The following is a 23,596-nucleotide window of genomic DNA, read 5'->3' as shown; positions in this document are numbered from 1 at the left end:
TTCGATCCCCGGATTCTGGTATCTCTGGCGGATGTCCCCCCGCCCCTCCCGCTGGTTCCGATGTTGCCTCGCCCTGGCCCTCATCCTGGGCATGGCCTCCCTGGCCGCGGCGCCGCCCCTGTCCCCGGCCGCGCAGAGTCTCGTGGACCGCGCCTTCGCGGACCTGGATCCCGACCATCCCGTGGTGGATGTCCACGTCCACGCCATCGGCCTTGGGCAGGACGGCGATGGCACCTTCGTGAACCCCGAAAAGCTGAGCCCCCGGCACCCGGTCAAGCGCCTGGAGACGAACCTCTACCTGAAGGCCACCGGCGTGAAAGGCCTCGCCCACTTCGACCGTGACTACCTGGAGGTCCTGGCCGCCCGCGCCCGGGCCTTCCCGCGGCCCCTGAAGGTCTACCTACTGGCCATGGACCGGGCCTACCACCCGGACGGGACGCCGGACCCGGCCCGCACGGAATTCCACGTGCCGAATGCCTACGTCCTGGACGCCGCCGCCCGATACCCGGATGTCTTCGTTCCTGTCGCCTCCATCCACCCCGCCCGGAAGGACGCCATCCAGGAACTGGAGGCCTGCGCCGCCAAGGGCGTCCGCCTGCTCAAGTGGCTTCCCAACGCCCAGGCGATCGACCCCGCCGATCCCCGCTACGACGCCTTCTACCGCCGCATGAAGGAGCTGGGCGTGGTCCTTCTCACCCACGCCGGCGAGGAGAAGGCCGTGGCCGTGAAGGGCGCCCAGGCCCTCGGCAATCCGCTGCGCCTGCGCCGCCCCCTGGACCTGGGGGTCACGGTGATCGTGGCCCACTGCGCCAGCCTGGGCCGCAACGAGGATCTGGACCATCCCGGGAAGGCGGCCTCGAACTTCGAGCTGTTCCTGCGGCTGATGGACGATCCTAAGTACCGCGGTCGCCTCTACGGCGACCTCTCGGCCATCACCCAGGTCAACCGCCTGCCGCGCCCACTGATGACTCTGCTGGCCCGCGACCTGGATGACCGCCTGCTCAACGGCAGCGACTATCCCCTGCCGGGTGTGGATCTGGTCATCTGGACCCGCCGCCTCGTGGCGTTGAAGCTCATCACGCGCGCCGAGCGGAGGGCCCTCAACGAGATCTGGCAGGCCAACCCGCTCCTCTTCGACTTCGTGCTCAAGCGCACCCTGCGGAATCCCCGCACGGGGAGGCGCTTCGCCCCCGGCGTGTTCCAGCGTGATCCCGTCGCCCTCAGCGGATGAGGGCGCCCCGCTCCGCCAGGAGCTCCCGCAGCACGGACCGGTGGCAGCGCGCTTCGTCCTCGCAGTAGCAGCCCACGGCCAGGTCCGTCCCGTGCGACAGGGCCGCCAGCAGGTCCAGGAGCCGGGCCTTCTCGGGGTGGCCCATCTCCGCCCGGTACTTCTTCTTGAAGGCAGCCCAGTCCCTGTCGCTTTCGGCGCCCTGGGCCTGCTTCACCAGCTCCTCGCTGGGCGCCGCCTCGGGCATCCACACATCGTAGAAGTCCCGGGATGCGAACTCCGCCTTGGGCACGCCCCGGGGCGGCCGGCGCACCGTGCCGATCCGCAGGCCCTCGCCCGGCGCCCTCGGCGCTCCCAGTCGCACCACGCGGATGGCCATGGCTGCCTCCTTCAGTGATCTTCCGCCAGCTCGGTGAGGTGCAGCGTCACGGTACCACCCGGTTCCACGCGGTCCACGCCGGGCGGGACGACGGCCAGGGCGTTGGCCTCGAGCATGGACGAGAGGATGGCCGAGCCCTGGGGGCCCGTGAGCCGCGCCCGGAGCTGGCCGCCATCGTGGCGGGCCACCACGCGCAGGAAGGTGGTGCGGCGATCGCCGGCCTTGCCGCGCCAGCCGTCCTCCAGCACCGCCTCCGCCACGGGGCGGTGCAGCACCGTGAAGCCCATGAGGCGCCGCAGGGCGGGCCGCACGTACTCCTCCACCATGAGCATGGCGGCCACGGGATTGCCCGGGAGGCCGAAGATGGGCTTCCCGCCCAGCATCCAGAACCCCAGCGGACCGCCGGGCTTCTGGGCCACCTTCCAAAAGACGCGGCGCGCGCCCAGCTCCTCCAGGATGGGCTTCACGAAGTCGTAGTCGCCCACGGAGATGCCGCCGGTGGTGAGGACGGCATCGGCCGTCAGCGCCTCGCGCAGGGCGGCGGTGAGCGTGGCGCGGTCGTCCCGAACCCGGGGGAAGGGCGCGGGAATCGCCCCGCAGGCCGCCACCTGGGCGCGGATCGAGTGGATGTTCGCGTCGCGGATCTGGCCGGGGCCGGGCCGCTCCGAAGCGTCCACCAGCTCGTCACCCGTGGTGAGCACCGCCACCCGCGCCCGTGGATGCGCGGGCACGGCGGACATCCCCACGGCCGCCAGCACGCCCAGGTCGCCGGGGCGCAGGGCGCGGCCAGGCACCAGCAGGGACCGCCCCGCCTGGATGTCCTCGCCGGCGTGGCGCACGTGGACGCCCCGTCGGAGGGGGGCGCAGACCTCCACCCAGTCCTGGCCGCGGGTCGTGTCCTCCACGGGGACCACCGTGTCGGCCCCCTCAGGCAGGGGCGCGCCAGTCATGATGCGCCAGGCCGTGCCAGGTACCACAGCCTGGTCCGGCGTGGCGCCGGCCGCCAGGTCTCCCAGCACGCGCAGGCGGATGGCTTGTGCCGTCGAGGCGGCAGCCAGATCCTCGGCCCGCACGGCGTAGCCGTCCATGGCGGAGTTGGTGAAGGGAGGCACCTGTTCCTCGGAGGCGAGAGCCTCGGCGGCGGCCAGGCCCAGGGCCTCGGGGAGCGACACCTGCCGCGGGGGCAGAGGCGCCACGCGCTCGAGAATCAGGGCGAGGGCTTCAGCGGGGGTCGGCATCAGTCGGGGTACCTCAGGACTTTCCACTGGACGAAGGAGAAGTGGCGCCAGCTCCCGGTCATGTGGGATCCCACCGAGGCCACCAGGGTGGCGGCCAGGTACCAGGGCAGGCGGTGGGCGGGTTGCAGGAGGCCCGCGCCCAGCAGGGCCAGCTTCAGCAGCACGGCCACGCCGCTGCCCTGCACGAGAATGCCCATGTCCCGGGCCAGGTCGATGGCGAAGAGGAGGGCGCCGCTGGCCACCGTGAGGGAGATGGGGGTCCGCAGGGCCTCGTGGCTGGCACCGAAGGGGAGCGCCCCCACCACCAGGGCCATGGCTGCGATGTGGACGCTCCGCAGGACCAGCTGGACCGGCCGCGCCCAGGGGAAGAACCGGGGGCGCTCCGGGAAGAGCCGCGCCCGGAGGGTGCGAGGGGCCGGCTTGTCCGCGCGCCTGTCATCCATCCCTCCCTTCTAGCAGATTCCCTTCCCGCCCGTGCTGAAATGGGGGCGCCCCGAGGTACCCATGGCCAAGCCCACCTCCCCAGCCGCCTCCATCCGCATCCGCATCGCCTACGGCACCGACATCGCCATCGGCCAGGGCAAGGCGGATCTGCTGGAGGCCATCGGACAGACGGGCTCCATCTCCGCGGCGGCCCGGCACCTGGAGATGAGCTACCGCAAGGCCTGGCTGCTGGTGGACGAGATGAACCAGTGCTTCCACGCGCCCGTGGTGGCTGCGGCCAAGGGGGGCCACCGGGGTGGCGGGGCGGTCCTCACCCCCACCGGCCGGGAGGCCCTGACCCGGTTCCGGGAGATCCAGGCCAAGGCCGCCGAGGCCATCGCCGGCGACGTGCGGGCTTTCCGGAAGCGGCTGCTGGACTGAGCCTTCCACCGAGGGACACAGCCGAAAAGAAGAACGCGAAGACCGCGAAGGAAGAAGCGAAGACCGCGAAATCGAACACTGGCGTTTCGGTACAGGACATCCGGGCCTTCGGCCCCAGGTCGCGCATTGCGCGGCCTGCTTCACGGGCGGCGGCTCCGGGCGGTTTTCATGGGCCGCCATGGCCGCCGCCCGTGAAGGGATGTCCGCGGTGGGTCGAGTTCCATTCGCGCCCTTCGCGCGCCCGAAGGGCGTTTTCGCGCCATTCGCGTTCTTCTTTTCTGGCGGGAAATCCACTGGAGTCGGACATTTCGTTGTATCCTTTCGAACACATTGGACGGAGGCCCCCATGCGGATCCCGCGATTCCTCGGCTGGACCTGGCTGCTCGCGGCGTCCCTCGCCTGCGCGGGCCTGCACGCGGGACAGCCCGCCACGAAGGCGGTCATCCTCGCCACGACCACCAGCACCCAGGATTCGGGCCTGCTGGATGAGCTGATTCCCCGCTTCGCGAAGCAGACGGGCTACGTGGTGAAGACCATCGCCGTGGGCTCGGGCCAGGCCATCGCCATGGGGAAGAAGGGCGAGGCGGACGTGCTGCTGGTGCATTCGCCGGACGCGGAGAAGGCCCTCATGGCCGAAGGCTCCGGCGCGAACCGCCGCATCGTCATGCACAACGACTTCATCCTCCTGGGCCCCGCCACGGACCCGGCCCACCTGCGCGGGAAGGGCGCCGCGGCGGCCTTCCAGGCCATCGCAGCGGGCCACGCCTTGTTCATCTCCCGGGGCGACAACTCCGGTACCCACGCCCAGGAGAAGAAGCTCTGGGCTGCGGCGGGCCTCAAGCCCGAGGGCGCCTGGTACCAGCAGACCGGCCTCGGCATGGGCCAGACCCTCGCCGTGGCCTCCGAAAAGCGGGCTTACACTTTGTCAGACCGCGGCACCTACCTGGCCCTGCACAAAAAACTGGGGCTGGAGATCCTCAGCGAAGGCGATGCCGCCCTCCTGAATGTCTACCATGTCATCGAGGTCAATCCGGCGCGGCATCCCAAGGTGAATACCCCCGGAGCCCGCGCCTTTGCTGACTTCCTGGTGTCGAAAGATGTGCAGACTCTGATCAAAGAATTCGGAATCGGCACCTTTGGATCACCGCTATTCTTCCCTGATGCCGGCAAGCCGGAATAGGCGCGCCGGACGGAGGAAACCCCATGTCCAACGCCATCTTCAGCCTGCCTGACTCCCACAATGAGCCCATCCTCCCCTACGCACCCGGCTCGAAGGAGCGCGCCCTCCTGAAGGCCGAGCTGGAGCGCCAGGTCGCCCAGGTGCTGGACATCCCGCTCATCATCGGCGGGAAGGAAGTGCGCACCGGGAAGACGCAGAAGGCCGTCTGCCCCCACGACCACCAGCACGTGCTGGCCACCTACCACGAGGCGGGGGAAGCCGAGGTCCGCATGGCCATCGACGCCGCCCTGGCAGCCAAGAAGGACTGGGAAGCCACACCCTGGGAGGACCGCGCCGCCATCTTCCACAAGGTGGCCAGCCTCATCTCGTCGAAGTACCGCTACATCCTCAACGCCGCCACCATGCTGGGCCAGTCCAAGAGCGCCTACCAGGCGGAGATCGACAGCACCTGCGAGACCGCGGACTTCTTCCGCTACAACGCGAAGTTCATGGAGGAGATCTACAAGCAGCAGCCGATCTCCGACCCTCACGTGTGGAACCGCGTCCACTACCGCGCCCTGGAGGGTTTCGTCTTCGCCGTGACGCCCTTCAACTTCACGGCCATCGCCGCCAACCTGCCCACGGCCCCGGCCATCATGGGCAACACCGTGGTCTGGAAGCCCGCCTCCACCTCTGTGGTGTCGAACTACTACCTCATGCAGCTCTACAAGGAAGCCGGCCTGCCGGATGGTGTCATCAACTTCATCCCCGGCCGCGGCTCCATGATCGGCAAGATCGCCCTGGAGGACCCCAACTTCGCGGGCCTGCACTTCACGGGCTCCACGGGAGTCTTCAACGGCATGTGGAAGACCATCAGCGACAACCTCGGCCGCTACCGCATCTACCCCCGCCTGGTGGGCGAGACCGGCGGCAAGGACTACGTCTTCATGCACGCCTCCGGCGACGTGGACGAGACCGCCGCCGCCATCGTGCGCGCGGGCTTCGAGTACCAGGGCCAGAAGTGCTCGGCCTGCTCCCGCGTCTACGCGCCGGCCTCGCGCTGGGCCGAGCTGAAGGCGCGACTGGTGGAGCTGATGGGCGAGATCCGCATGGGCGACGTGCGCGACTTCCGCAACTTCTTCAACGCCGTCATCGACGAGGCCTCCTTCGACAACGCCATGAAGTACATCGAGCTGGCGAAGGCCTCCAAGGATGCCGAGATCCTCGTGGGCGGCAAGGGCGACAAGTCCAAGGGCTGGTTCGTGGAGCCCACCATCATCGTCACCACGGACCCCAAGTTCGTGACCATGCAGGAGGAGATCTTCGCGCCGGTGGTCACCCTCTACGTCTACGACGACGCGAAGCTGGACGAGACCCTGAAGGTGCTGGACGAGACCTCGCCCTACGCGCTGACCGGCGCCATCTTCGCCCGCGACCGCTACGTGATCAACCACCTCACCGAGGTGCTGGCCAACACCGCCGGCAACTTCTACATCAACGACAAGCCCACCGGCGCCGTGGTGGGCCACCAGCCCTTCGGCGGCGCCCGGGCCTCAGGCACCAACGACAAGGCCGGCAGCTTCCTCAACTTGATCCGCTGGACCTCTCCGCGCACCATCAAGGAGAGCTTCACGCCGCCCCGGGACATCAGGTTCCCCTTCCTCGAAGCCGAATAAAGGAGTGCTGTGGACCTGATCTGGGAGGGCCTTCGGAAGGCGCTGGAGCTGCTGCTCACGCTGGATCCCGAGGTCCTCCGGATCACCCTGCTCTCCCTTGAGGTCTCCGGGCTGGCCACCCTCATCAGCCTGGTGATCGGCCTGGGCATCGCCATCCCCGTGGCCCTGAACGAATTCCCCGGCAAGCGGCTCGTCATCGCCCTGCTGAACACGGGCATGGGCCTGCCGCCGGTGGTGGTGGGCCTCTTCGTCACCGTGCTGCTGTGGCGCAGCGGGCCCTTCGGCTTCCTGGAGATCCTCTACACCCCCACGGCCATGATCCTGGCCCAGGCCGTCATCGCCTCGCCCATCATCGCCGGCATCAGCCTCTCGGCCCTCCAGCACCTGCCGCCGGGCCTGCGGCTGCAGATCCTGGCCCTGGGCGCCTCCCGGCCCCAGATGGTGTGGCTGCTGCTGAAGGAGGCCCGCCTGCCCCTGTTGGCCGCCGTCATGGCGGGCTTTGGCGGCGTCATCTCCGAGGTGGGGGCCTCCATCATGGTGGGCGGCAACATCAAGGGCCAGACGCGGGTACTCACCACCGCCACGGTCATGGAGACCAGCAAGGGCAACTTCGAGGTGGCCTTCGCTCTCAGCATCCTCCTGCTCGTGCTGGCCTTCACGGTGAACGCCGTGCTCACGCACCTCCAGCAGCGGAACCGCCCCCGATGAGCCGCCCGACCGTCCTGGAGGCGCGGAGCCTAACGCTCCATCGGGCCGGAACTCAGGTCCTCGACGTGCCCGCCCTGGACCTCCGCGCCGGCGAGGTGCTGGCCCTCATGGGCCCCAACGGCGCGGGCAAGAGCACGCTGATGCTGGCCCTGGCGGGCCTGCTGCCCCTCTCCGGGGGGAACCTCCGCTTCAAGGGCACGGAGCTGGCCGGGCGGCCGGAGCGTGAGGCCTACCGGCGCCGCATGACCATGGTCTTCCAGGATCCCCTGCTCTTCGACGCCACCGTGGCCCAGAACATCGCCGCCGGTCTCAAGCTCCGGGGGGTCCCCGCCGCCCTGCGTGAGTCCGCCGTGCGCGCCTGGGCCCAGCGCCTGGGCGTAGGCCACCTCCTGGCGCGTCCTGCCCGGCAGCTCTCCGGCGGCGAGGCCCAGCGCACGGCCCTGGCCCGGGCCTTCGTCCTGGGGCCGGAGATCCTCTTCCTGGACGAGCCCTTCGGGGCCCTGGACGCCCCCACGCGCGAGGCGCTGCTGGACGACCTGGGCCGCATCCTGGCGGAAACCGGCAGCACCGCCGTGGTTTCCACCCACGATCAGGGCGAGGCCGCGCGCCTTGGGCACCGCCTGGCCGTGATGAAGGATGGGCGCATCCTCCAGACCGGGGGTTTGCGGGAGGTCATGAACCACCCGGAGGACCCCTTCGTGGCCGCCTTCGTGGGCATGGAGACCCTGCTCAAGGGCCAGGTTGCATCCAGCGGCGAGGGTCTCCTCACCCTGCGCCTCGGCAAGGGCGGAGACGGGCACGAGGTCCTGGCCGTGGGCGAGGCGCGACCCGGCCAGACGATCCTGGTGGGCATCCGCCCTGAGCATGTGGCGCTGTCTTTACAGACCGACAAATCCAGCAGCGCCCGGAACGCCTTCCCGGGGACCGTCACGAAGGTCGTTCCCAGGGGACCCTTCTTCAAGGTGGAGCTGGATTGCGGGTTCTTCCTGGCGGCCTACGTGACCGCGCAATCCCTGGCAGAACTGGGGCTTGAGCCTGGCGGCGCCATCGTCGCCTCCTTCAAGGCCACGGCAGCCCACCTCATCCGGCGGGAGGGTCTCGACTCCGAAGTGTGACCGCGTCCATTGCCGGGGGTCCGGACCCGGACTAGCCTCGCATCTGGGGTGGTTTCGACCGCTCCCGATTGGCGTGTCGTCAAAGGTCCGTACCCGGAGGCCTCCGAGCCATGAAACAGCTGGTGATCGATTTCCAGAAGTGCGACGCAGGTCGCAACTGCAACCACGAATGCGAGATGGAGTGCGCCATCAAGGTCTTCAAGGTGGACGACCCCGCCCAGGCCGCCCTCCAGATCAAGGCCTACGAGGACGGCGGAGGCAAGGCCGTCCTCTGCGACCAGTGCGGCGACTGCGTGGTGGTCTGCCCCTCCGAGGCCCTCAAGCGCAACAAGCTGGGCGTGGTGATGATCGACAAGCAGCTCTGCGTGGGCTGCTACATGTGCATCGGCTTCTGCGAGAAGGACGCCTTCATGCGCAACCCGGACTGGATCGTCCCCCACAAGTGCACCTCCTGCGGCGTCTGCGTGAAGGTCTGCCCCCACGGGGCCCTCTCCATTCAAGACGTCCCCGAGCCGGCCGTCCGGATCATCTGAAGGAGTCCCCATGAGCCAGCTCGTCTTCGATCCCAGCAAGGTGATGGACATCGACTACACGAAGCGCACAGAGTACCTCGGCCAGCTCGAGGCCCTCCGCGCCGGGATGCGCACCCTCAAGGAGGTGCCCTTCCAGCCCAGCCTGCCGGACAAGGGCTACACGAACCGCACGCTCTACGTGAACGTGGGCAGTCTCGAGGTCACGGAGAAGCCCGTCACCCAGCAGATGAAGGATGTCTTCATCGGCGGCCGCGGCTTCGGCCTCTACCACCTGTGGAACGCCGTGAAGCCCACCACCCGCTGGAACGATCCCGAGAACGAGATCGTCATCAGCCCCGGGCCCGTGGCCGGCATGACCCAGTACGCGGGCACCGGCAAGTCCCTGGTGGTGAGCCTCTCGCCCCAGACGGACATCCCCATCGACTCCAACGTGGGCGGGTTCTACGGCCCCCTGCTGAAGTTCTCGGGCTTCGACGCCCTGGAGCTCCAGGGCAAGGCCGACAAGGACGTCATCCTCTTCGTGGATGGCGTGAAGGGAATCATCCGCATCGAGGAAGTCGAGGGCGGGCCCGAGGACAGCCACGTGCTGGCCGAGTTGCTCACGCACATGTACGCGGAGAACGAGAAGGACCTGCCGAATGTCTCGGTGGTCTCCAGCGGCGCCGCCGCGGCCCACAGCCTCATCGGCATGCTGAACTTCTCCTTCTACGACCGCCGCCGCAAGTGCGTGCGCTTTAAGCAGGCGGGCCGGGGCGGCATCGGCACCGTGTTCCGGGACAAGCGCATCCGCGCCCTGGTGGTGCGCGGGCCCAAGGTTGCGGGCGACCTCAACCACCCCGTGGACCCCGAAACCATCGCCAATACCGGCATCAAGTACCACAAGGAGATCCGCGAGAACGACGGCGGCCAGTGCATGATGCGCCGCAACGGCACCGCCCACATCGTCGAGATCATGGACGCCTACGACCTGCTGCCCGTCCACAACTTCCAGTACGGGTCGCACCCGGATGTGCACAAGATCGACTCCGCCTACTGGCAGCAGCGCTGCACCCAGGCCACGGTGGACGGCTGCTGGTACGGGTGCTCCATGGCCTGCGCCAAGGGCGCCGACGGCCTGGTGCTGAAGACCGGTCCCTACCGGGGCGACATGGTCACGGTGGACGGACCCGAGTACGAGAACGCGGCAGGCCTGGGCTCCAACTGCGGCGTCTTCGACCCCGACTACCTGCTGGAGCTGAACTTCTACTGCGACACCTACGGCATCTGCACCATCACCTGGGGCACCCTCACGGCCTTCGTGATGGAGTGCTACCAGCGCGGCATCCTCAACAAGGAACGCACGGGCGGCCTGGAGATGACCTGGGGCAACGCCGAGGCCGACCTGGAGATGATGCACCAGATGGCCCGCGGCGAGGGCTTCGGCATGATCGCCGGCATGGGCGTGAAGAAGATGAAGGAGTACTTCATCAAACAGGGCTGGGGGGATCCGCAGCTCATCAACGACATCGGCATGGAGAACAAGGGCCTCGAGTACTCCCAGTACATGTCGAAGGAGTCCCTGGCCCAACAGGGCGGCTACGCGCTCACCAACAAGGGCCCCCAGCACGACGAGGCCTGGCTGATCTTCATGGACATGGTGAACAAGCAGATCCCCACCTTCGAGGACAAGGCGGAAGCCCTCTACTACTTCCCCCTGTTCCGCACCTGGTTCGGCCTCAACGGCTTCTGCAAGCTGCCCTGGAACGACGTGGTGCCCGCGGACAATGCCCAGCAACCGGAAGCCCACAAGGTGCCCGAGCACGTGCAGAACTACGTGGACCTCTTCAGTGCCACCACGGGCGTGAAGATCGACAAGGAGGAGCTGATCATCCAGTCCGCCAAGGTCTACAACTTCCAGCGCGTGTTCAACATCCGCATGGGCAAGGGCCTGCGCGAGCACGACGCTGCGCCCTACCGCTCCCTGGGCCCGGTGACGAAGGAGGAGTACGAGTCCCGCGCCGAGCGCTACGACCAGCAGATCATCAAGGAGATGGGCCTGGATCCCGCCGGCAAGTCCACGGAGGAGAAGATGGCCCTGCACCGCCAGTGGCGCACGGACCGCTTCTCCAAGCTCATGGACAGCGTCTACGCCCGCCGCGGCTGGACATCCAACGGCGTGCCCACCCTGGCGCGCCTGAAGGAGCTGGGCCTCGACGCCTTCCCGGAAGTGGTGGATGTGGTCAAGCAGCACCTCTCCTGAAGTCATCGGCCGCAACCGCGGCCGATGACTTCAGGATGGACAATGCCAAGGAAGGCCCCTGCATGATCCTGGTCAATGAAGAGCCGCTGGCATGGCAAGAGGGCATGACCGTGCGGGACATCCTCAAGGCGCGGAACTACCGCTTCCCCATGCTCGTCATCCACGTGGACGACGTCCTGGTCGCGAAGGCCGACTACGACACCACCACGGTCCCGGACGGGGCCGTGGTGAAGGTCATCCACCTCATCAGCGGCGGCTGATTCAGAGAGCGTTCAGCCGCGGAAGGAAGATGGTGAACCGGGAGCCCTTCCCCGGTTCGCTGGCCACCTCCATGCGGCCCTCGCCTTCCTCCACCAGCGCCTTGAGGGAGGGCAGGCCCAGCCCGGTGCCTTTGCCGGGGGCCTTGGTGGTGAAGAAGGGATCGAAGATGCGGTCGAGAATCTCCGGAGGCATGCCGATCCCGGAATCGACCACGTCGATCCGCGCCATGGCCGCCTCCGGCCCGTCGGCCCCCGCGCGGATGGCAAGCTTTCCGCCCTCGGGCATGGCATCCCGGGCATTGGCCACCAGGTTCACCAGCATCTGCTCGAGCCGAAGCCTGGAACTCTGCACGATCAGGGCCTCGGCAGGAGCCACATCGATGCACAACTCCACCGTCCGGGGAATGAGGAGGCGCAGTGTCGCCTCCATGTCCCGCAACTCCTGGCCCAGATCCACGGGGGCCAGGTCCTCGGACTCGCGGCTCACGAACCGCATGAGCCGGCTGGTCAGGGTGGCGGCGCGGCTGGCGGCGGAGGTCATTCTCTGGAGGTCCTCCGAACCTACGGGCCGGCCTTCCTCCAGGTTCATGAGGGCCAGCTCCGCGGAGCTCTTCAGGACGCTCAGGAGGTTGTTCAGATCGTGGGCCAGCCCGGCGCCCATGAGGGCCAGCGTGTTCATGCGCTCCGTCCTCAGCAGGGCCTCCTGGGCATGCTCGAGGGCCTCCGTCCGGTGCTGGACCCGCTCCTCCAGCGTCCGTCGGGCGGCCCGGAGGTCCAGGATGGCCAGGAACTGGCGCAGGAGCAGGAGGGCGACCATGAGCAGGAAGGCGCCGATGGCGCCGCGCATCAACTCCAGCGGCCCCCGGGGCAAGAGGGCGGCCAGGACGAGAATGGCCGCGAGGACCGGCAGGTAGGGGAACAGCCGCACCAACCGCTTCCCGTCGGTCGCCCGCGAGGCCCGCGACACCTCGGGTTGCGGGGACCAGGCCGCAAGGCCCTGAAAGAACGGGATTCCTCCTGCCAAGGCGATCCAGGCGTGGGGCGACGTGACGGAAGGCAGGCCTGCCAGGGCCCAGCAGGACAGTGCCGAGAGCCAAGCCAGGGCCGAGGCGGACAGCCATCCGAGGGGACCCCGGATGAGACCGGGATGGTAGGAGGTCATGAAGACCAGGCCGCCCCCGAGGAGGGCCGCGTTGAGGTAGGCCGCCAGGACCCGCAGTCCCATGCCCTGGCTCGAGGCGCGCAGGGAGCCTTGCACGCCCATCGCGAGGAGCAGGAAGAGAAGGGACGTGGCGAAGATGAGGCTGTCCAGTGCCCGCCTGCGGAACAGGCTGCCCGGCCCCGGCTCCTTCGGGAAGCTCAGGACGCCCGCCAAGGCCAGGATGCCTGTGGCCAGGCTCAGGAGGCTGACCAGGAAGATGATCTCCGGCACCGCCTGCCCGTGGCTGCTGAAGGTGAGGAGGAGGCTGGGCACCTCGAAGAAGGCGGACACGGCCAGCAGCAGCCAGGCCATCCGCTCCCCCGAGGGGGCCCGCCAGGCCCGGTGGCTCAGACTCAGGAAGGCCAGGATCTCGAGGAGCAGATAGCCCAGGGGCCATACCTGGATGCGCTGGGCCGCCGGGAGGGCCAAGTGCGCCAGCGTGACGCCGAGCCAGGTCGCGACCAGGGCTCCCCGGGCCGCCCGGGCCAACCCGCCGCCGCCCCTGGCGGAGACAGGAGCCGCCGCTGGGTCAGACGGATGGAGACGGGGGGTTGGCCCGGGCACTGGTCAGCCTCACGGTTAATTCTGCCTAGAGTCTACCCGAGTGCCCCTGGAATGGCCCTGCTGAAAGCCGGCCGGCGGATTCAGAGTTCCAGGGTGATGCCCTGGGCCAGTTCCACCTGGCCGCTGAAGTTGATGGCGCTGGTCTGGCGGCGCATGTAGGCCTTCCATGCGTCGGAACCGCTCTCGCGGCCGCCGCCGGTCTCCTTCTCGCCGCCGAAGGCCCCGCCGATCTCCGCCCCGCTGGTGCCCGTGTTCACGTTGGCCAGGCCGCAATCGCTGCCGGCCGCAGACAGGAACAGCTCGCTCTCGCGCTGATCGTTGGTGATGATGGCGCTGGAGAGGCCCTGGGACACGCCGTTCTGGAGGGCGATGGCCTCCTCGATGGTCCGGTAGGTCATGAGGTAGAGCACCGGCGCGAAGGTCTCCTCCTTCACGATGGGCAGGTTGCCTGGAACCTCGGCGAGGCAGGGCGTGATGTAGCAGCCACCGGCGTTCGGCAGCTTCTCGCCACCGAAGAGGACCTTCCCGCCCTGGGCCTTCACGGTCCCGATGGCCGCGAGCATGGTCTCCACGGCGGCTCTGTCCACCAGGGGGCCCATGAGGTTCCCGTCCTTGCGGGGATCGCCGATGGGCGTCTTGCGGTAGAGGTCCACCAGGCGGTCGCGGAAGGCCGGGTAGACGGACTCGTGGACGATGACGCGGCGGGTGGAGGTGCAGCGCTGCCCGGAGGTGCCGATGGCGCCGAAGTAGATGGAGCGCAGCGCGATCTCGAGGTCGCCCTTCTCGCTGACGATCACGGCGCCGTTGCCCCCCAGCTCCAGGATGTGGCGCCCGAAGCGTTCCTGAACCAGCTTGCCCACGTGGCGGCCGCCAGGGACCGAACCCGTGTAGGAGACCAGGGCCACGCGCGGGTCGGTGTTGATGAGGTCGCCGATCTCGCTGCCCTTGCCGATCACCAGGCTGCAGATGGCCGGGTCGTAGCCGAAGTCGCGCAGCACTTTCTCGGCGATCTTCGTGCAGGCGATGGCCGTGAGGGGCGTCTTGGAGGAGGGCTTCCACAGCACGGTGTCGCCGCAGACCAGGGCCAGGGCCGTGTTCCAGCTCCACACCGCCACGGGGAAGTTGAAGGCCGTGATGACGCCCACCACGCCCAGGGGATGCCACTGCTCCTGCAGGCGGTGCTGTCGTCGCTCGCTGGGCATGGTGAGGCCGTAGAGCTGGCGGGAGAGGCCCACGGCGAAGTCGCAGATGTCGATCATCTCCTGGACCTCGCCCAGGCCCTCGCGCAGGGCCTTGCCCATCTCGAGGCTCACGAGCATGCCCAGGGCCTCCTTGTGCTTCCGCAGCTCGTCGCCCAGGGCCCGCACCACCTCGCCCCGCTTGGGCGCGGGCACCAGCTTCCAGGAGGCGAAGGCCGCATGGCTGCGGGCCAGGATGGCCTCGAACTCCGCGGGCGTCACATTGGCCACATCCGCCAGCTTCGCGCCGTCGATGGGGGACACCACGGCCTGGGCCTTTCCACTTCCCGCCCACTCGCCCGCGAAGCCGCCGGGATTCAGGTTCGAAAGGCCCAGGGATGCCAGGGTCTGCTGCATGGTCCACCTCTGCATCCATTCATATCGCTTTTTGTGTCAATGATGTGATTCATTCGATTCAACCTGTTCATGAGTACTATTCATGCATGGACGCCCTCCTGGATCTCCCCCAGCTCCGGACCTTCTTCACCCTGGCCCAGACCGGCAGCTTCACGGCCTGTGCCCGCCGCCTGAACCGCACCCAGTCCGCCGTCAGCCATGCCATGGCCAGGCTGGAGGAACTGGCTGGCGTCCGCCTCCTGGAACGCCGGGGGCGCAGCCTGGGCCTGACCGAGGAGGGCCGCCGGCTCTACCAGGCCTGCGAGCAGGTCTTCGCGACCCTGGACGCCGCCTCGGAGGACCTGCGCCGCCACCAGAGCCTGTCGAAGGGGCGGCTGCGCGTGGGCGCCACCGTGGAGTTCGGCAGCAGCATCCTCATGCGCCACATGCAGCCCTTCCTGGCCGCAAACCCGGATCTGGAGATCGACTTCACCCTCAGCCACGACCTGCTGGCGCCCCTCCTGCGCGACGACCTCGACCTGATCATCGATTGCCTGGAGCACCTGCTGCCATCCCTGAAGAAGACCCCCCTCTTCCGGGAGACCTACGTGGTGGCCTGTGCCCCTGCGTTCCGCAAGGCGCATCGCATCCGGGTCCCCGGCGACCTGGGGCGGTGCCCGGTGCTGTCCCTCGACAAGGCCGGAACCTGGTGGAACCGCTTTCTCATGGCCGTCCCCGGCCGGGACCAGCCCCAGCTGGAGCGGTTCATCGCCATCGACCACATCCGCGCCATGATCCACGCGGCGGCGGAAGGCATGGGCGCGCTGCTGGTGCCGCGCTACAGCGTGCTGGAGGAGCTGGAGCGGGGCGACCTCGTGGCCCTCTTCCCCGCCATCCGGCCCGCCGAGGACCGCTTCTCCATCTACCAGAAGAAGGTGAAGGCCAGCCAGGAGAAGCAGAAGCTGCTCACGCGCTACCTGCAGGGGCTGAGCCCGGCGGAGTTCGGATCCTAGTGGAAGGCCCCATCCAGTGCCGCTTCCAGGCAGGCCAGTGATGGCGGGGCCAGCAGCCCGTGATCATCCTCGAGGATGTGGAGGACGGCGCCCGGGTTCCGCGCCGCATAGGCTTCGCTCTCCATCAGAAGGACGGATTCGTCCGCCCGGCCGTGCAGAATCACCGTGGGCACGGGAATGCGCCAAGCCTCATCGCCCTGCCAGCGCGGGAGGTCCCGGAGCAGGTCCGGACCCAGCCGCAGGGGTCGTCCCTCGCCGTGATGGAAGACCACCATCTCCCCGCGCTCCCGGTAGGCGGCCCAAGCGGGATGCGTCATGCGGCGCGAGGCGAAGCCGATGGCCGGAGCCAGGAGGAGCAGGGACCGCAGCGGGCTGCCCCGGTGCGCCACCGCCGTGGCGACGAACCCGCCCAGGGAGCTCCCCACCAGCACCGGCGGTTCGGGAAGGCTCCGCACCAGCGCTTCCACGGCCTCCACCTGGGCCGTGACCGTGAGGGCTTCAAAGGTTGGCAGGTTCAGGTCCGGCGCATGGAAGGCAATCCCGTGGGACTCCGCCCACATCCGCGTGAAGCGCCCCTTGTTCCCGTTGGGGGCGGAGGAGAAACCGTGGAGGTAGATCAGGTCCATCACCTGATCATGCGCTCGGAGGGCGCCAAACCGCGATGCGGTTTGGCGCAGGGCTGCCTGCTTCGCTGGCAGCAGAAGGGCTCTTCATCAAGAAGAAGGCCGCCTTGCGGCGGCCTTCTGTGTCTGTGGCATAACCTCCTCGCCGGGTCCCGACTCCGAACGCGCCACTGGCTCGTTCTCCGTCACCCGGCGGTCGGTTACATCTGGTCCTTCAGCCCCTTCGCCGTCCTGGCTCGGGCCTCCGGCCCTCGGGGCTTTGCCCCCGCCATCGGCTGTGCCGATGCGGCCCTATCCTCCCTCCGCGATGCTTCGGTCGGATGGTGAAGACGTCCTTGCACGGCCGCAAGGTCGTCTCTCTTATTCGACGAAGGCCGCCTTGCGGCGGCCTTCTGCACCGTTCTCTACCGGTGATTACATCTGATCCTTCAACCCCTTGGCCGTCTTGAAGACGACTTTCCGGCCGGCGGGGATCTGGATGCTTTCGCCGGTCTTGGGGTTGCGGCCCATCTTCTCCTTGGTGGCGCGCACTTCGAAGGTGCCGAGGCCGAAGAGGTTGACGCGCTGGCCGGAGAGCAGGGTCTCCACGATGTGGTCGCGGACGCCGTCGAGAATCGCCTTGGCGCGGGCCTTGGAGAGGTCCTGGGCCTCCGCCAGGGTGGCGGCGAGTTCGGCGATGCCGAGGGTTTCAGGCTTGGCAGTGGTCTTCGCCATGGATGGACTCCTTGGGATGGGGTGTGGCGGGATCCGACGGCGCGGAATCCCGGCAGGACCAGCGCCTCCGCGAGGAGCCGGCCGGGTGGGGGGATGGGTCGTGGGCGGGCCTACTCGGCCGCGGTGGCGGTGACTTCGAGGCTGACCTTGGCGTGCACGCCGCTGTAGAGGCGGACATCCACGGTATAGGTGCCGGCATCCTTGATGTGGGGCACGGTGATGTCGCGGCGATCCAGGGTGAAGCCCTTGCCCTTGAAGAGCTCGGCGACATCGGCATTGGTGACGGAACCGAAGAGGTGGCCGTTCTCGCCGGCCTTCTTGGCCACGGCGAGGCTCACGGCCTCGAGCTTCTCGGCCAGGCTCTTGGCATCGGCCAGTTCCTTGGCGCGGAGCTTCTCGGCGCGGATCTTCTCGAGCTCGATCTGGCGCTTGTTCCCGGCGGTGACGGGCAGGGCCATCTTGCGCGGCAGCAGGAAATTACGGGCGTAGCCGTCCTTGACGTTCACGACGTCGCCACGGGCGCCGAGGCTGGGCACGTTCTCGATGAGGAGGATTTCCATGGGAACTCCAGGAATAGAATGGGTGGATGGAGGGTCCGGCCAGCGCTGCTTGCCCGCGTTGTCCCCGCTTGGGTGAGACGGCGTCCTGCGCCGTCAGGGCCGGGTTCCCAGGAACCCGCCCTGTCCCCCGGTGGGTTCAGGCCGATCAGAAAGTCCAGTTTATCCACGGATCGTCCGATACCCAACCAGGGATTTCCGGATCGAGGGGGCTCCGTTCATGAACAGCCAGGATCACCGCCGTGAGGCCCGCGTCGTCACCGGCCCTGAATTCACCATCTCGTTCAGCCTGAATGGCTACGATTTCCGTGAAGTCCGCATCATGAACCTGAGCGCGGGTGGCTGCTTTGCCCTCGTCCCGGGACGGACCGCCCGCTTCTTCCTGCCGGGGACCACCCTCGACGGCCTGGTGCTCGGCCATCCCGACCTCCCCAAGCAACCCATCACGGCGACCGTGGCCTACATGCTGGGGTACTCCGCCAGCGGCCAGACGGAGGAGCAGGTGGGGATGGGCCTGCAGTTCCAGGACGTGCCCCCCGCCACCCGCGAGGCGCTGGCCGCCTGGGTGGAGACAGTCACGGCCGACGGGGGGTCGGGGGCCTGAACCCCCGGGAGGCTACTTCTTGCCGAAGAAGGCCAGGATCGCCGTCGCCGTCTCTTCGAGCATGGCCGCCGTCATCTCGGGGTAGACGGGAAGGCTGAGCACTTCCTTGGCGGCGAGTTCGGACTCGGGCAGCTGGCCGGTCTTGTAGCCGAGGTCCTTGAAGCAGGGCTGCTCGTGGAGGCAGATGGGATAGTAGATGGCGCTGCCGATGCCCCGCTCCTTGAGGTGGGCCTGGAGGGCGTCGCGCTTGCCGCCCTTCACCCGGATGGTGAACTGGTTGTAGATATGGCGGCCGTCGGGGACCACCTCGCGGGGCAGCACGGCCTCGTCGGCGGTCAGGCCCTTCATGCGCTCCAGGTACCAGGCGGCGTGCTTCCGGCGCCCCTCGTGCCAGCCGTCGAGCATGGGCAGCTTGGCGCGGAGCACCAGGGCCTGGAACTCATCCATGCGACCGTTCATGCCCACCTCGTGGTGCATGTAGACCGGCTCCATGCCGTGGACGCGGATGCGCCGCACGCGCGCGCCCAGGGTCGCGTCGTCGCGGATCGCGGTCATGCCCGCGTCACCGAAGGCGCCGAGGTTCTTGGTGGGATAGAAGCTGTAGGCGGTCATGTCGCCGAACTGGCCCGCGGACTTGCCCCAGCCCTTGGCGCCCAGGCTCTGGCAGGCATCCTCCAGCACCGGAATGCCGTGCTTCTTCGCCACGGCCATGATGGCGGGCATCTCCGCCAGCTGGCCGAAGAGGTGCACGGGCATGATGGCCTTGGTGCGGGGCGTGATGGCGGCTTCCACCAGGGCGCCCGTGGCGTTGAAGGTGGCCGGATCCAGGTCGATGAAGACGGGCTTGGCGCCCAGGCGCGAGACCACGCCCGCCGAGGCGAAGAAGGTGAAGCTGGGGACGATCACCTCGTCGCCATGGCCGATGCCCAGGGCCATGAGGGCCGCCAGCAGGGCGTCCGTGCCGCTGGACATGGCGACGGCGTGGGCGGCGCCGGCGTAGGCGGAGATCTCGGCCTCCAGGCCCTTCACGTTCTCGCCCAGGATGAACGAGGAACGGTCGATGAGGCCCGAGAGCCCCTCCAGCACCTTCGCCTTCACGGCGGCATTCTGCGGGGCAAGCTCAAGCATCGGGACGGCCATGGGAGCCTCCAATCAAGGTTTTCAAGTATGGCAGCGAGTGAAGCCAGATTCGGTCACATCGGAAGGGGATCGGATAAGCCCCTGCCTAACCGCAGAGATCGCAGAGGGCGCAGAGAAAAGCGGGCCTTCTCTGCGGCTGGCGATTATTCCTTTTCCTCGCTCTCCGAGGGCTTCGTCGGCCGCATGAGGGGGAAGAGGATGACATCGCGGATGCTGGCGCTGTTGGTCAGGAGCATCACCAGGCGATCGATGCCGATGCCCTCGCCGCCGGTGGGGGGGAAGCCGTGCTCCAGGCTGGTGACGAAGTCCATGTCGAGCAGCATGGCCTCGTCATTGCCGGCATCCCGCTCGGCCATCTGGGCCTGGAAGCGGCCCATCTGGTCGATGGGGTCGTTCAGCTCGGAATAGGCGTTGGCCAGCTCCATGCCGCCCACGAAGAGCTCGAAGCGGTCCACGAAGCGGTCGTCGCCTTCGAGCGTCTTGGTGAGGGGCGACAGCTCGATGGGGTAGTCCGTGATGAACGTGGGCTGGACGAGCTGCTTCTCCGCGTGGTGCTCGAAGAGGTCGCCTAGCAAGGTTCCTACCGTCTTGGTGGCGGTGTCCTCGATGTGGACAGCCTTTGCCAGGGCGCGGACGCTGTCGCCGTCCTCCAGGAGGTGCCGGTCGACGTGGCCGTATTCCGCGATGGCGTCTTTCAGGGTCAGGCGCCGGAAGGGCTTGGCGTACGAGATGGGCTGCTCGCCCCAGGGGAGTGTCTCGGCGCCCATGACGTCCCGCGCCAGGCCCGAGATCAGGTCCTCCGTGAGGGCCATCATGTCGCGGAGATCCTGGCCCGCGGCGTAGAACTCCATCATCGTGAACTCGGGATTGTGGCGGACGCTGAGGCCTTCGTTGCGGAAGTTGCGGTTGATCTCGAAGACCTTCTCGAAGCCGCCGACGATGAGCCGCTTCAGGTACAGTTCCGGGGCGATGCGGAGGTAGAGCGACATGTCCAGGGCGTTGTGGTGCGTGATGAAGGGCCGGGCCGTGGCGCCGCCCGGGATGGGCTGCATCATGGGCGTCTCGACCTCCAGGTAGCCCTGGCCCTCCATGAAGCGCCGGATGCCGCTCACGATGCGAGACCGGGTCTGGAAGGTCTTCAGCACGTCGCCGTTGGAGATGAGGTCAAGGTACCGCTGGCGGTAGCGCTGCTCCTTGTCCTGGAGGCCGTGCCACTTCTCGGGCAGGGGCAGCAGGGCCTTGCTGAGGAACTGGACCTCCTTCACCCGCACGCTCAGCTCGCCGGTCTTGGTGCGCATGAGCGGGCCCGTGACGCTGACGAAGTCGCCCATGTCGAGGAGCTTCAGCACGTCCCAGCCGGGCTCCGCCACGTCGTCCTTGCGGAAGAAGGCCTGGAGCTTCTCGCCGTTCTCGGTGAGGTGCGCGAAGACGCTCTTGCCCATCTCCCGAATGGTGAGCACGCGCCCCATGACCGACACGGTCATCCCCAGGCCCTCGAGCTTCTCGTTGGGCCAGGCCTCCGCATCCGCATAGGCCTCCGCAAGCTGGGAGATCCCGTGGGTGCGCTTCGCCTTCCGCGGCCAGACGTCCAGTCCCAGAGCCTTGAGCTTGTCGAGCTTCTCAAGGCGGATGTCGCGGTACTGGTTGGGCTGCATGGGAGCTCCGGCACGAATCATCTAGTTTACAGGCAGGTCAGCTCCCGTCGAAGCGGTAGGCCACGTAGGCGGAGATGTCCGGAGCCGTGAAGGTGCCGGCCTCTTCGCTGAATCCGAAGCGCCAGCGGGGCAGCCGTGTGTGGCGGAGGGCCCAGTGCTGCTGCCACCCCGCCCGGTCCAGCCGGGCCAGGCCCGTGCGGTACGGACTGCCGGCGTAGCCCACGCTGACCTCAAGGCCAAGGCCATCGATGAGGCCCCGGCCCTGCCCCAGCCAGGCCACCGTGGCCCAGGCCCGGTTGAAGGAGGTGTGGTCCATGACCTCCCGCAGCGGGCTGTGCCGGGGAAGCCCCAGCATCACGCGCTCCGCCTGGCCGAAGAGCTTGATGCGACCCAGGCGCTTCCACGCCGCCGCCCCCACGAGACCATCGGTGCCGCCGCTGCCGGAGAAGTCGGACTGCCTGCCCGTGGGCAGCTGGAGCGACGCGCCGATGCGCCCGCCCGCGTCCGCGGTGCCGAAGGGACGCACCCATGCCACATCCAGATCCATCAGGGCCACGCCCGGCCGGGTCAGGTCGCCGATCACGCGCCCGTCCCGCTCCAGGTGGTAGACCAGGCGGTTCTTCGGTGCGTCTTCCCGTCCGCCCTGGGGCAGGTTCAGGAGGGTGTGCCAGTTCGTGATGGCCTGATCTGCGATGCCGCCAGATCGAGAGGCCACGCGGGTCCGGATGTTGATCCGCGAGGCCCCCACCCTCGTGGCCCAGTCCCAGGTCAGCTGCCACTCCTCGCCATCCAGGCGTGCCCAGGTGCGACCATCGGCGCTATGCTCCAAGTCCGGACGCAGCATCTGGCTGGTCGCCTCCAGCGCCAGCTCGTTCATCCCCTCCGGCAGGGGCTCCGGGAATCCTTCGAACCAGGCCACTCGGTTGGGCCGAGGCGTCTCCTGGGCGCCCAGACCCAAAGCCACCATTGAAATAATCAACACTCCCGGCTTGACGAAGGTCACGGCATCCCTCCCGCACTCCATACATACTCGATCCTGTGGACAGGAATGGTGCTAGATTCATTCCCTGATGGTCATTAAAGAATGGCATCGCGACGCGATAGATGATGCCATGATGATGATTCCCCCCCGTTCCTTCCTAACGCGCCCCTTCCACCGCTCTTCTTCATGGAGTCAGCCATGTCACGCCTGAAAACCCGCCTGCTGGAAAAGATCCAGGAGCATCGCCCCCGTACTGCCGCCCTGGTGAAGGAACACGGGAAAGTGGTCATCGACGAGGTGACCATCGACCAGTGCATCGGCGGCGCGCGGGACGTCCGCTGCCTCGTGACCGACATCTCGTACCTGGATCCCCAGGAGGGCATCCGGTTCCGCGGGAAGAACATCCCCGAGACCTTCGCGGCGCTGCCGAAGGCCAAGGGCGGCGAGTACCCGACGGTGGAGTCCTTCTGGTACTTCCTGCTCACCGGCGAGATCCCCACCCAGGCCGAGGCCGACGAGGTGCTGGCCGACTTCCAGAGCCGCGCCAAAGTGCCGGCCTACGTCTTCGACATCCTGAAGGCCATGCCCAAGGACAGCCACCCGATGGCCATGCTGTCCACCGCCGTGCTGGCCATGCAGAAGGAGAGCCAGTTCGCCGCGAAGTACCACGAGACGAAGAAGACCGACTACTGGGACGCGATGTACGAGGACGCCAGCAACCTCGTGGCCCGCCTGCCCGAGATCGCGGCCTTCATCTACCGCTGGAAGTACAAGAACGGCGACATCATCGCCCCGAAGGCCGGCCTCGACATGGGCGCCAACTTCGCGCACATGATGGGCATCGCCAAGCCCTACGACGACGTGGCCCGGATGTACTTCATCCTCCACAGCGACCACGAGAGCGGCAACGTCAGCGCCCACACCACCCACCTCGTGGCCTCCGCCCTCTCCGACGCCTACTACAGCTTCAGCGCCGGCCTGAACGGCCTGGCCGGCCCCCTCCACGGCCTGGCCAACCAGGAAGTGCTCGACTGGATCATGGGCTTCCAGAAGAAGCTCAACGGCGCCGAGCCCACGGAAGAGAACGTCAAGCAGGCCCTGTGGGACACACTGAACAGCGGCCACGTCATCCCCGGCTACGGCCACGCCGTGCTGCGCAAGACCGACCCGCGCTACACCGCCCAGATGGAGTTCTGCCTCAACCACCTGCCCAACGACCCGCTCTTCAAGCTGGTCAACATGATCTACAAGGTGGCCCCCGGCGTGCTCACGGAGCAGGGCAAGACCAAGAACCCCTGGCCCAACGTGGACGCGCAGAGCGGCGTGATCCAGTGGTACTACGGCCTCAAGGAGTACGATTTCTACACCGTGCTCTTCGGCGTGGGCCGCGCCCTGGGCGTGCTGGCCAACATCACCTGGGACCGCGCCCTCGGCTATGCCCTGGAGCGACCCAAGTCTGTCACCACCGACATGCTCGAGGATTGGGCAGCCAAGGGCGGACGGAAGTAGCTGCCAGCGCCCAGAAACAGAAAGGGCGGGCCATCTGGCCCGCCCTTTCCCTGTTCGGGGG

The 23,596-nt window shown here is 67.9% G+C and carries 23 protein-coding genes; 12 read left to right on the top strand and 11 right to left on the bottom strand.

All coding sequences use genetic code 11. From position 1 onward, the window contains the following. The first annotated feature begins 31 nt into the window (after nucleotides 1-31). Nucleotides 32-1,231, top strand: a complete 1,200-nt coding sequence (locus ML539_RS10035; RefSeq protein WP_243323122.1) for an amidohydrolase family protein — start codon at nucleotides 32-34, stop codon at nucleotides 1,229-1,231. Here the strand turns inward: ML539_RS10035 and ML539_RS10030 are convergent. The 3 genes from ML539_RS10030 to ML539_RS10020 are packed head-to-tail and all read right to left on the bottom strand — an operon-like array spanning nucleotide 1,221 to nucleotide 3,288. Beyond that, on the bottom strand, nucleotides 1,221-1,607 hold the full coding sequence (locus tag ML539_RS10030; RefSeq protein WP_243323120.1) for a DUF488 family protein: 387 nt from the start codon (nucleotides 1,605-1,607) through the stop codon (nucleotides 1,221-1,223). The two genes, ML539_RS10035 and ML539_RS10030, sit on opposite strands and share 11 nt — an antisense overlap. A gap of 11 nt (nucleotides 1,608-1,618) precedes the next feature. Further along, complete coding sequence (gene glp / locus ML539_RS10025) at nucleotides 1,619-2,845, bottom strand: gephyrin-like molybdotransferase Glp (protein WP_243323112.1); 1,227 nt, start codon at nucleotides 2,843-2,845, stop codon at nucleotides 1,619-1,621. Then, a complete protein-coding gene (locus tag ML539_RS10020; RefSeq protein ID WP_243323111.1) occupies nucleotides 2,845-3,288 on the bottom strand; it encodes a hypothetical protein in 444 nt (147 codons plus the stop codon). Before ML539_RS10020 ends, glp begins: the two co-directional genes overlap by 1 nt. A 61-nt stretch (nucleotides 3,289-3,349) precedes the next feature. Between ML539_RS10020 and ML539_RS10015 the strand changes: the two genes are divergently transcribed. The 8 genes from ML539_RS10015 to thiS all read left to right on the top strand — a co-directional run bounded on the left by ML539_RS10015 (nucleotide 3,350) and on the right by thiS (nucleotide 11,399). Further along, nucleotides 3,350-3,709: a LysR family transcriptional regulator gene (locus tag ML539_RS10015; protein WP_243323109.1), complete on the top strand. Its 360-nt coding sequence runs from the start codon at nucleotides 3,350-3,352 to the stop codon at nucleotides 3,707-3,709. 346 nt (nucleotides 3,710-4,055) lie between these two features. Beyond that, the gene (locus ML539_RS10010) at nucleotides 4,056-4,889 is read left to right on the top strand and encodes a substrate-binding domain-containing protein (protein WP_243323106.1); all 834 of its coding nucleotides are present in this window, start codon (nucleotides 4,056-4,058) and stop codon (nucleotides 4,887-4,889) included. Nucleotides 4,890-4,912: 23 nt separating this feature from the next. Next, nucleotides 4,913-6,544 carry an L-glutamate gamma-semialdehyde dehydrogenase gene (pruA, locus tag ML539_RS10005; RefSeq protein WP_243323103.1) on the top strand — a complete coding sequence of 544 codons (1,632 nt, stop codon included), beginning with the start codon at nucleotides 4,913-4,915 and terminating at the stop codon, nucleotides 6,542-6,544. A gap of 9 nt (nucleotides 6,545-6,553) precedes the next feature. After that, complete coding sequence (locus ML539_RS10000) at nucleotides 6,554-7,252, top strand: ABC transporter permease (RefSeq protein WP_243323101.1); 699 nt, start codon at nucleotides 6,554-6,556, stop codon at nucleotides 7,250-7,252. Continuing rightward, nucleotides 7,249-8,367, top strand: a complete 1,119-nt coding sequence (locus ML539_RS09995) for an ABC transporter ATP-binding protein (protein ID WP_243323100.1) — start codon at nucleotides 7,249-7,251, stop codon at nucleotides 8,365-8,367. Before ML539_RS10000 ends, ML539_RS09995 begins: the two co-directional genes overlap by 4 nt. 110 nt (nucleotides 8,368-8,477) lie before the next feature. After that, a complete protein-coding gene (locus ML539_RS09990; RefSeq protein WP_243323093.1) occupies nucleotides 8,478-8,900 on the top strand; it encodes a 4Fe-4S binding protein in 423 nt (140 codons plus the stop codon). Between the two features lie 106 nt (nucleotides 8,901-9,006). Continuing rightward, nucleotides 9,007-11,139, top strand: a complete 2,133-nt coding sequence (locus ML539_RS09985; protein ID WP_347710758.1) for an aldehyde ferredoxin oxidoreductase C-terminal domain-containing protein — start codon at nucleotides 9,007-9,009, stop codon at nucleotides 11,137-11,139. Nucleotides 11,140-11,201: 62 nt separating this feature from the next. Continuing rightward, nucleotides 11,202-11,399 (top strand): sulfur carrier protein ThiS, encoded by a 198-nt coding sequence (gene thiS / locus ML539_RS09980; RefSeq protein ID WP_243323089.1) that lies wholly within the window; start codon nucleotides 11,202-11,204, stop codon nucleotides 11,397-11,399. A 1-nt stretch (nucleotide 11,400) separates the two neighbouring features. Here the strand turns inward: thiS and ML539_RS09975 are convergent, their stop codons facing one another. Next, nucleotides 11,401-13,089 carry a HAMP domain-containing sensor histidine kinase gene (locus ML539_RS09975; RefSeq protein WP_243323087.1) on the bottom strand — a complete coding sequence of 563 codons (1,689 nt, stop codon included), beginning with the start codon at nucleotides 13,087-13,089 and terminating at the stop codon, nucleotides 11,401-11,403. 155 nt (nucleotides 13,090-13,244) lie between these two features. After that, nucleotides 13,245-14,759: an aldehyde dehydrogenase family protein gene (locus ML539_RS09970; RefSeq protein WP_243323085.1), complete on the bottom strand. Its 1,515-nt coding sequence runs from the start codon at nucleotides 14,757-14,759 to the stop codon at nucleotides 13,245-13,247. An 86-nt stretch (nucleotides 14,760-14,845) separates the two neighbouring features. Here ML539_RS09970 and ML539_RS09965 point away from each other — a divergent pair, with 86 nt between their 5' ends. After that, the gene (locus tag ML539_RS09965; RefSeq protein ID WP_243323083.1) at nucleotides 14,846-15,751 is read left to right on the top strand and encodes a LysR family transcriptional regulator; all 906 of its coding nucleotides are present in this window, start codon (nucleotides 14,846-14,848) and stop codon (nucleotides 15,749-15,751) included. Here the strand turns inward: ML539_RS09965 and ML539_RS09960 are convergent. The 3 genes from ML539_RS09960 to rplI form a co-directional block, all read right to left on the bottom strand. Beyond that, on the bottom strand, nucleotides 15,748-16,377 hold the full coding sequence (locus tag ML539_RS09960) for a YqiA/YcfP family alpha/beta fold hydrolase (RefSeq protein ID WP_243323080.1): 630 nt from the start codon (nucleotides 16,375-16,377) through the stop codon (nucleotides 15,748-15,750). The two genes, ML539_RS09965 and ML539_RS09960, sit on opposite strands and share 4 nt — an antisense overlap. Before the next feature lie 411 nt (nucleotides 16,378-16,788). Then, a complete protein-coding gene (locus tag ML539_RS09955) occupies nucleotides 16,789-17,088 on the bottom strand; it encodes an HU family DNA-binding protein (RefSeq protein ID WP_026853313.1) in 300 nt (99 codons plus the stop codon). A 110-nt stretch (nucleotides 17,089-17,198) separates the two neighbouring features. Next, the gene (gene rplI / locus ML539_RS09950) at nucleotides 17,199-17,648 is read right to left on the bottom strand and encodes a 50S ribosomal protein L9 (RefSeq protein ID WP_243287079.1); all 450 of its coding nucleotides are present in this window, start codon (nucleotides 17,646-17,648) and stop codon (nucleotides 17,199-17,201) included. A 217-nt stretch (nucleotides 17,649-17,865) separates the two neighbouring features. Here rplI and ML539_RS09945 point away from each other — a divergent pair, with 217 nt between their 5' ends. Further along, nucleotides 17,866-18,249 carry a PilZ domain-containing protein gene (locus tag ML539_RS09945; RefSeq protein ID WP_243323078.1) on the top strand — a complete coding sequence of 128 codons (384 nt, stop codon included), beginning with the start codon at nucleotides 17,866-17,868 and terminating at the stop codon, nucleotides 18,247-18,249. Between the two features lie 12 nt (nucleotides 18,250-18,261). Here the strand turns inward: ML539_RS09945 and ML539_RS09940 are convergent, their stop codons facing one another. The 3 genes from ML539_RS09940 to ML539_RS09930 all read right to left on the bottom strand — a co-directional run bounded on the left by ML539_RS09940 (nucleotide 18,262) and on the right by ML539_RS09930 (nucleotide 22,047). Further along, the gene (locus ML539_RS09940) at nucleotides 18,262-19,389 is read right to left on the bottom strand and encodes a DegT/DnrJ/EryC1/StrS family aminotransferase (protein ID WP_243323077.1); all 1,128 of its coding nucleotides are present in this window, start codon (nucleotides 19,387-19,389) and stop codon (nucleotides 18,262-18,264) included. 143 nt (nucleotides 19,390-19,532) lie between these two features. Beyond that, nucleotides 19,533-21,044, bottom strand: coding sequence for a lysine--tRNA ligase (gene lysS / locus ML539_RS09935; protein ID WP_243323068.1), 1,512 nt, complete (start codon nucleotides 21,042-21,044; stop codon nucleotides 19,533-19,535). 37 nt (nucleotides 21,045-21,081) lie between these two features. Further along, nucleotides 21,082-22,047 carry a DUF3187 family protein gene (locus ML539_RS09930; RefSeq protein WP_243323057.1) on the bottom strand — a complete coding sequence of 322 codons (966 nt, stop codon included), beginning with the start codon at nucleotides 22,045-22,047 and terminating at the stop codon, nucleotides 21,082-21,084. Nucleotides 22,048-22,224: 177 nt separating this feature from the next. Here ML539_RS09930 and ML539_RS09925 point away from each other — a divergent pair, with 177 nt between their 5' ends. Continuing rightward, entirely contained in the window at nucleotides 22,225-23,535 is a 1,311-nt protein-coding gene (locus ML539_RS09925) for a citrate (Si)-synthase (RefSeq protein ID WP_243323055.1), read from the top strand. Nucleotides 23,536-23,596: the final 61 nt, after the last annotated feature.

It is taken from the genome of Geothrix sp. SG200 (assembly GCF_022808935.1).
GTDB classification, from domain to species: domain Bacteria; phylum Acidobacteriota; class Holophagae; order Holophagales; family Holophagaceae; genus Geothrix; species Geothrix alkalitolerans.
The sequence above is the reverse complement of the archived record's forward strand: the minus strand, read 5'-3'. Positions and strand labels throughout refer to the sequence as shown.

Excerpts from the sequence above, each read along its gene's own strand:
- ML539_RS10035 (WP_243323122.1), top strand. The coding sequence starts at position 32 with ATGTCCCCCCGCCCCTCCCGCTGGTTCCGATGTTGCCTCGCCCTGGCC.
- ML539_RS10030 (WP_243323120.1), bottom strand. The coding sequence starts at position 1,607 with ATGGCCATCCGCGTGGTGCGACTGGGAGCGCCGAGGGCGCCGGGCGAG.
- glp (WP_243323112.1), bottom strand. The coding sequence starts at position 2,845 with ATGCCGACCCCCGCTGAAGCCCTCGCCCTGATTCTCGAGCGCGTGGCG.
- ML539_RS10020 (WP_243323111.1), bottom strand. The coding sequence starts at position 3,288 with ATGGATGACAGGCGCGCGGACAAGCCGGCCCCTCGCACCCTCCGGGCG.
- ML539_RS10015 (WP_243323109.1), top strand. The coding sequence starts at position 3,350 with ATGGCCAAGCCCACCTCCCCAGCCGCCTCCATCCGCATCCGCATCGCC.
- ML539_RS10010 (WP_243323106.1), top strand. The coding sequence starts at position 4,056 with ATGCGGATCCCGCGATTCCTCGGCTGGACCTGGCTGCTCGCGGCGTCC.
- pruA (WP_243323103.1), top strand. The coding sequence starts at position 4,913 with ATGTCCAACGCCATCTTCAGCCTGCCTGACTCCCACAATGAGCCCATC.
- ML539_RS09995 (WP_243323100.1), top strand. The coding sequence starts at position 7,249 with ATGAGCCGCCCGACCGTCCTGGAGGCGCGGAGCCTAACGCTCCATCGG.
- ML539_RS09990 (WP_243323093.1), top strand. The coding sequence starts at position 8,478 with ATGAAACAGCTGGTGATCGATTTCCAGAAGTGCGACGCAGGTCGCAAC.
- ML539_RS09985 (WP_347710758.1), top strand. The coding sequence starts at position 9,007 with ATGCGCACCCTCAAGGAGGTGCCCTTCCAGCCCAGCCTGCCGGACAAG.
- thiS (WP_243323089.1), top strand. The coding sequence starts at position 11,202 with ATGATCCTGGTCAATGAAGAGCCGCTGGCATGGCAAGAGGGCATGACC.
- ML539_RS09970 (WP_243323085.1), bottom strand. The coding sequence starts at position 14,759 with ATGCAGCAGACCCTGGCATCCCTGGGCCTTTCGAACCTGAATCCCGGC.
- ML539_RS09965 (WP_243323083.1), top strand. The coding sequence starts at position 14,846 with ATGGACGCCCTCCTGGATCTCCCCCAGCTCCGGACCTTCTTCACCCTG.
- ML539_RS09960 (WP_243323080.1), bottom strand. The coding sequence starts at position 16,377 with ATGGACCTGATCTACCTCCACGGTTTCTCCTCCGCCCCCAACGGGAAC.
- ML539_RS09955 (WP_026853313.1), bottom strand. The coding sequence starts at position 17,088 with ATGGCGAAGACCACTGCCAAGCCTGAAACCCTCGGCATCGCCGAACTC.
- rplI (WP_243287079.1), bottom strand. The coding sequence starts at position 17,648 with ATGGAAATCCTCCTCATCGAGAACGTGCCCAGCCTCGGCGCCCGTGGC.
- ML539_RS09945 (WP_243323078.1), top strand. The coding sequence starts at position 17,866 with ATGAACAGCCAGGATCACCGCCGTGAGGCCCGCGTCGTCACCGGCCCT.
- ML539_RS09940 (WP_243323077.1), bottom strand. The coding sequence starts at position 19,389 with ATGGCCGTCCCGATGCTTGAGCTTGCCCCGCAGAATGCCGCCGTGAAG.
- lysS (WP_243323068.1), bottom strand. The coding sequence starts at position 21,044 with ATGCAGCCCAACCAGTACCGCGACATCCGCCTTGAGAAGCTCGACAAG.
- ML539_RS09925 (WP_243323055.1), top strand. The coding sequence starts at position 22,225 with ATGTCACGCCTGAAAACCCGCCTGCTGGAAAAGATCCAGGAGCATCGC.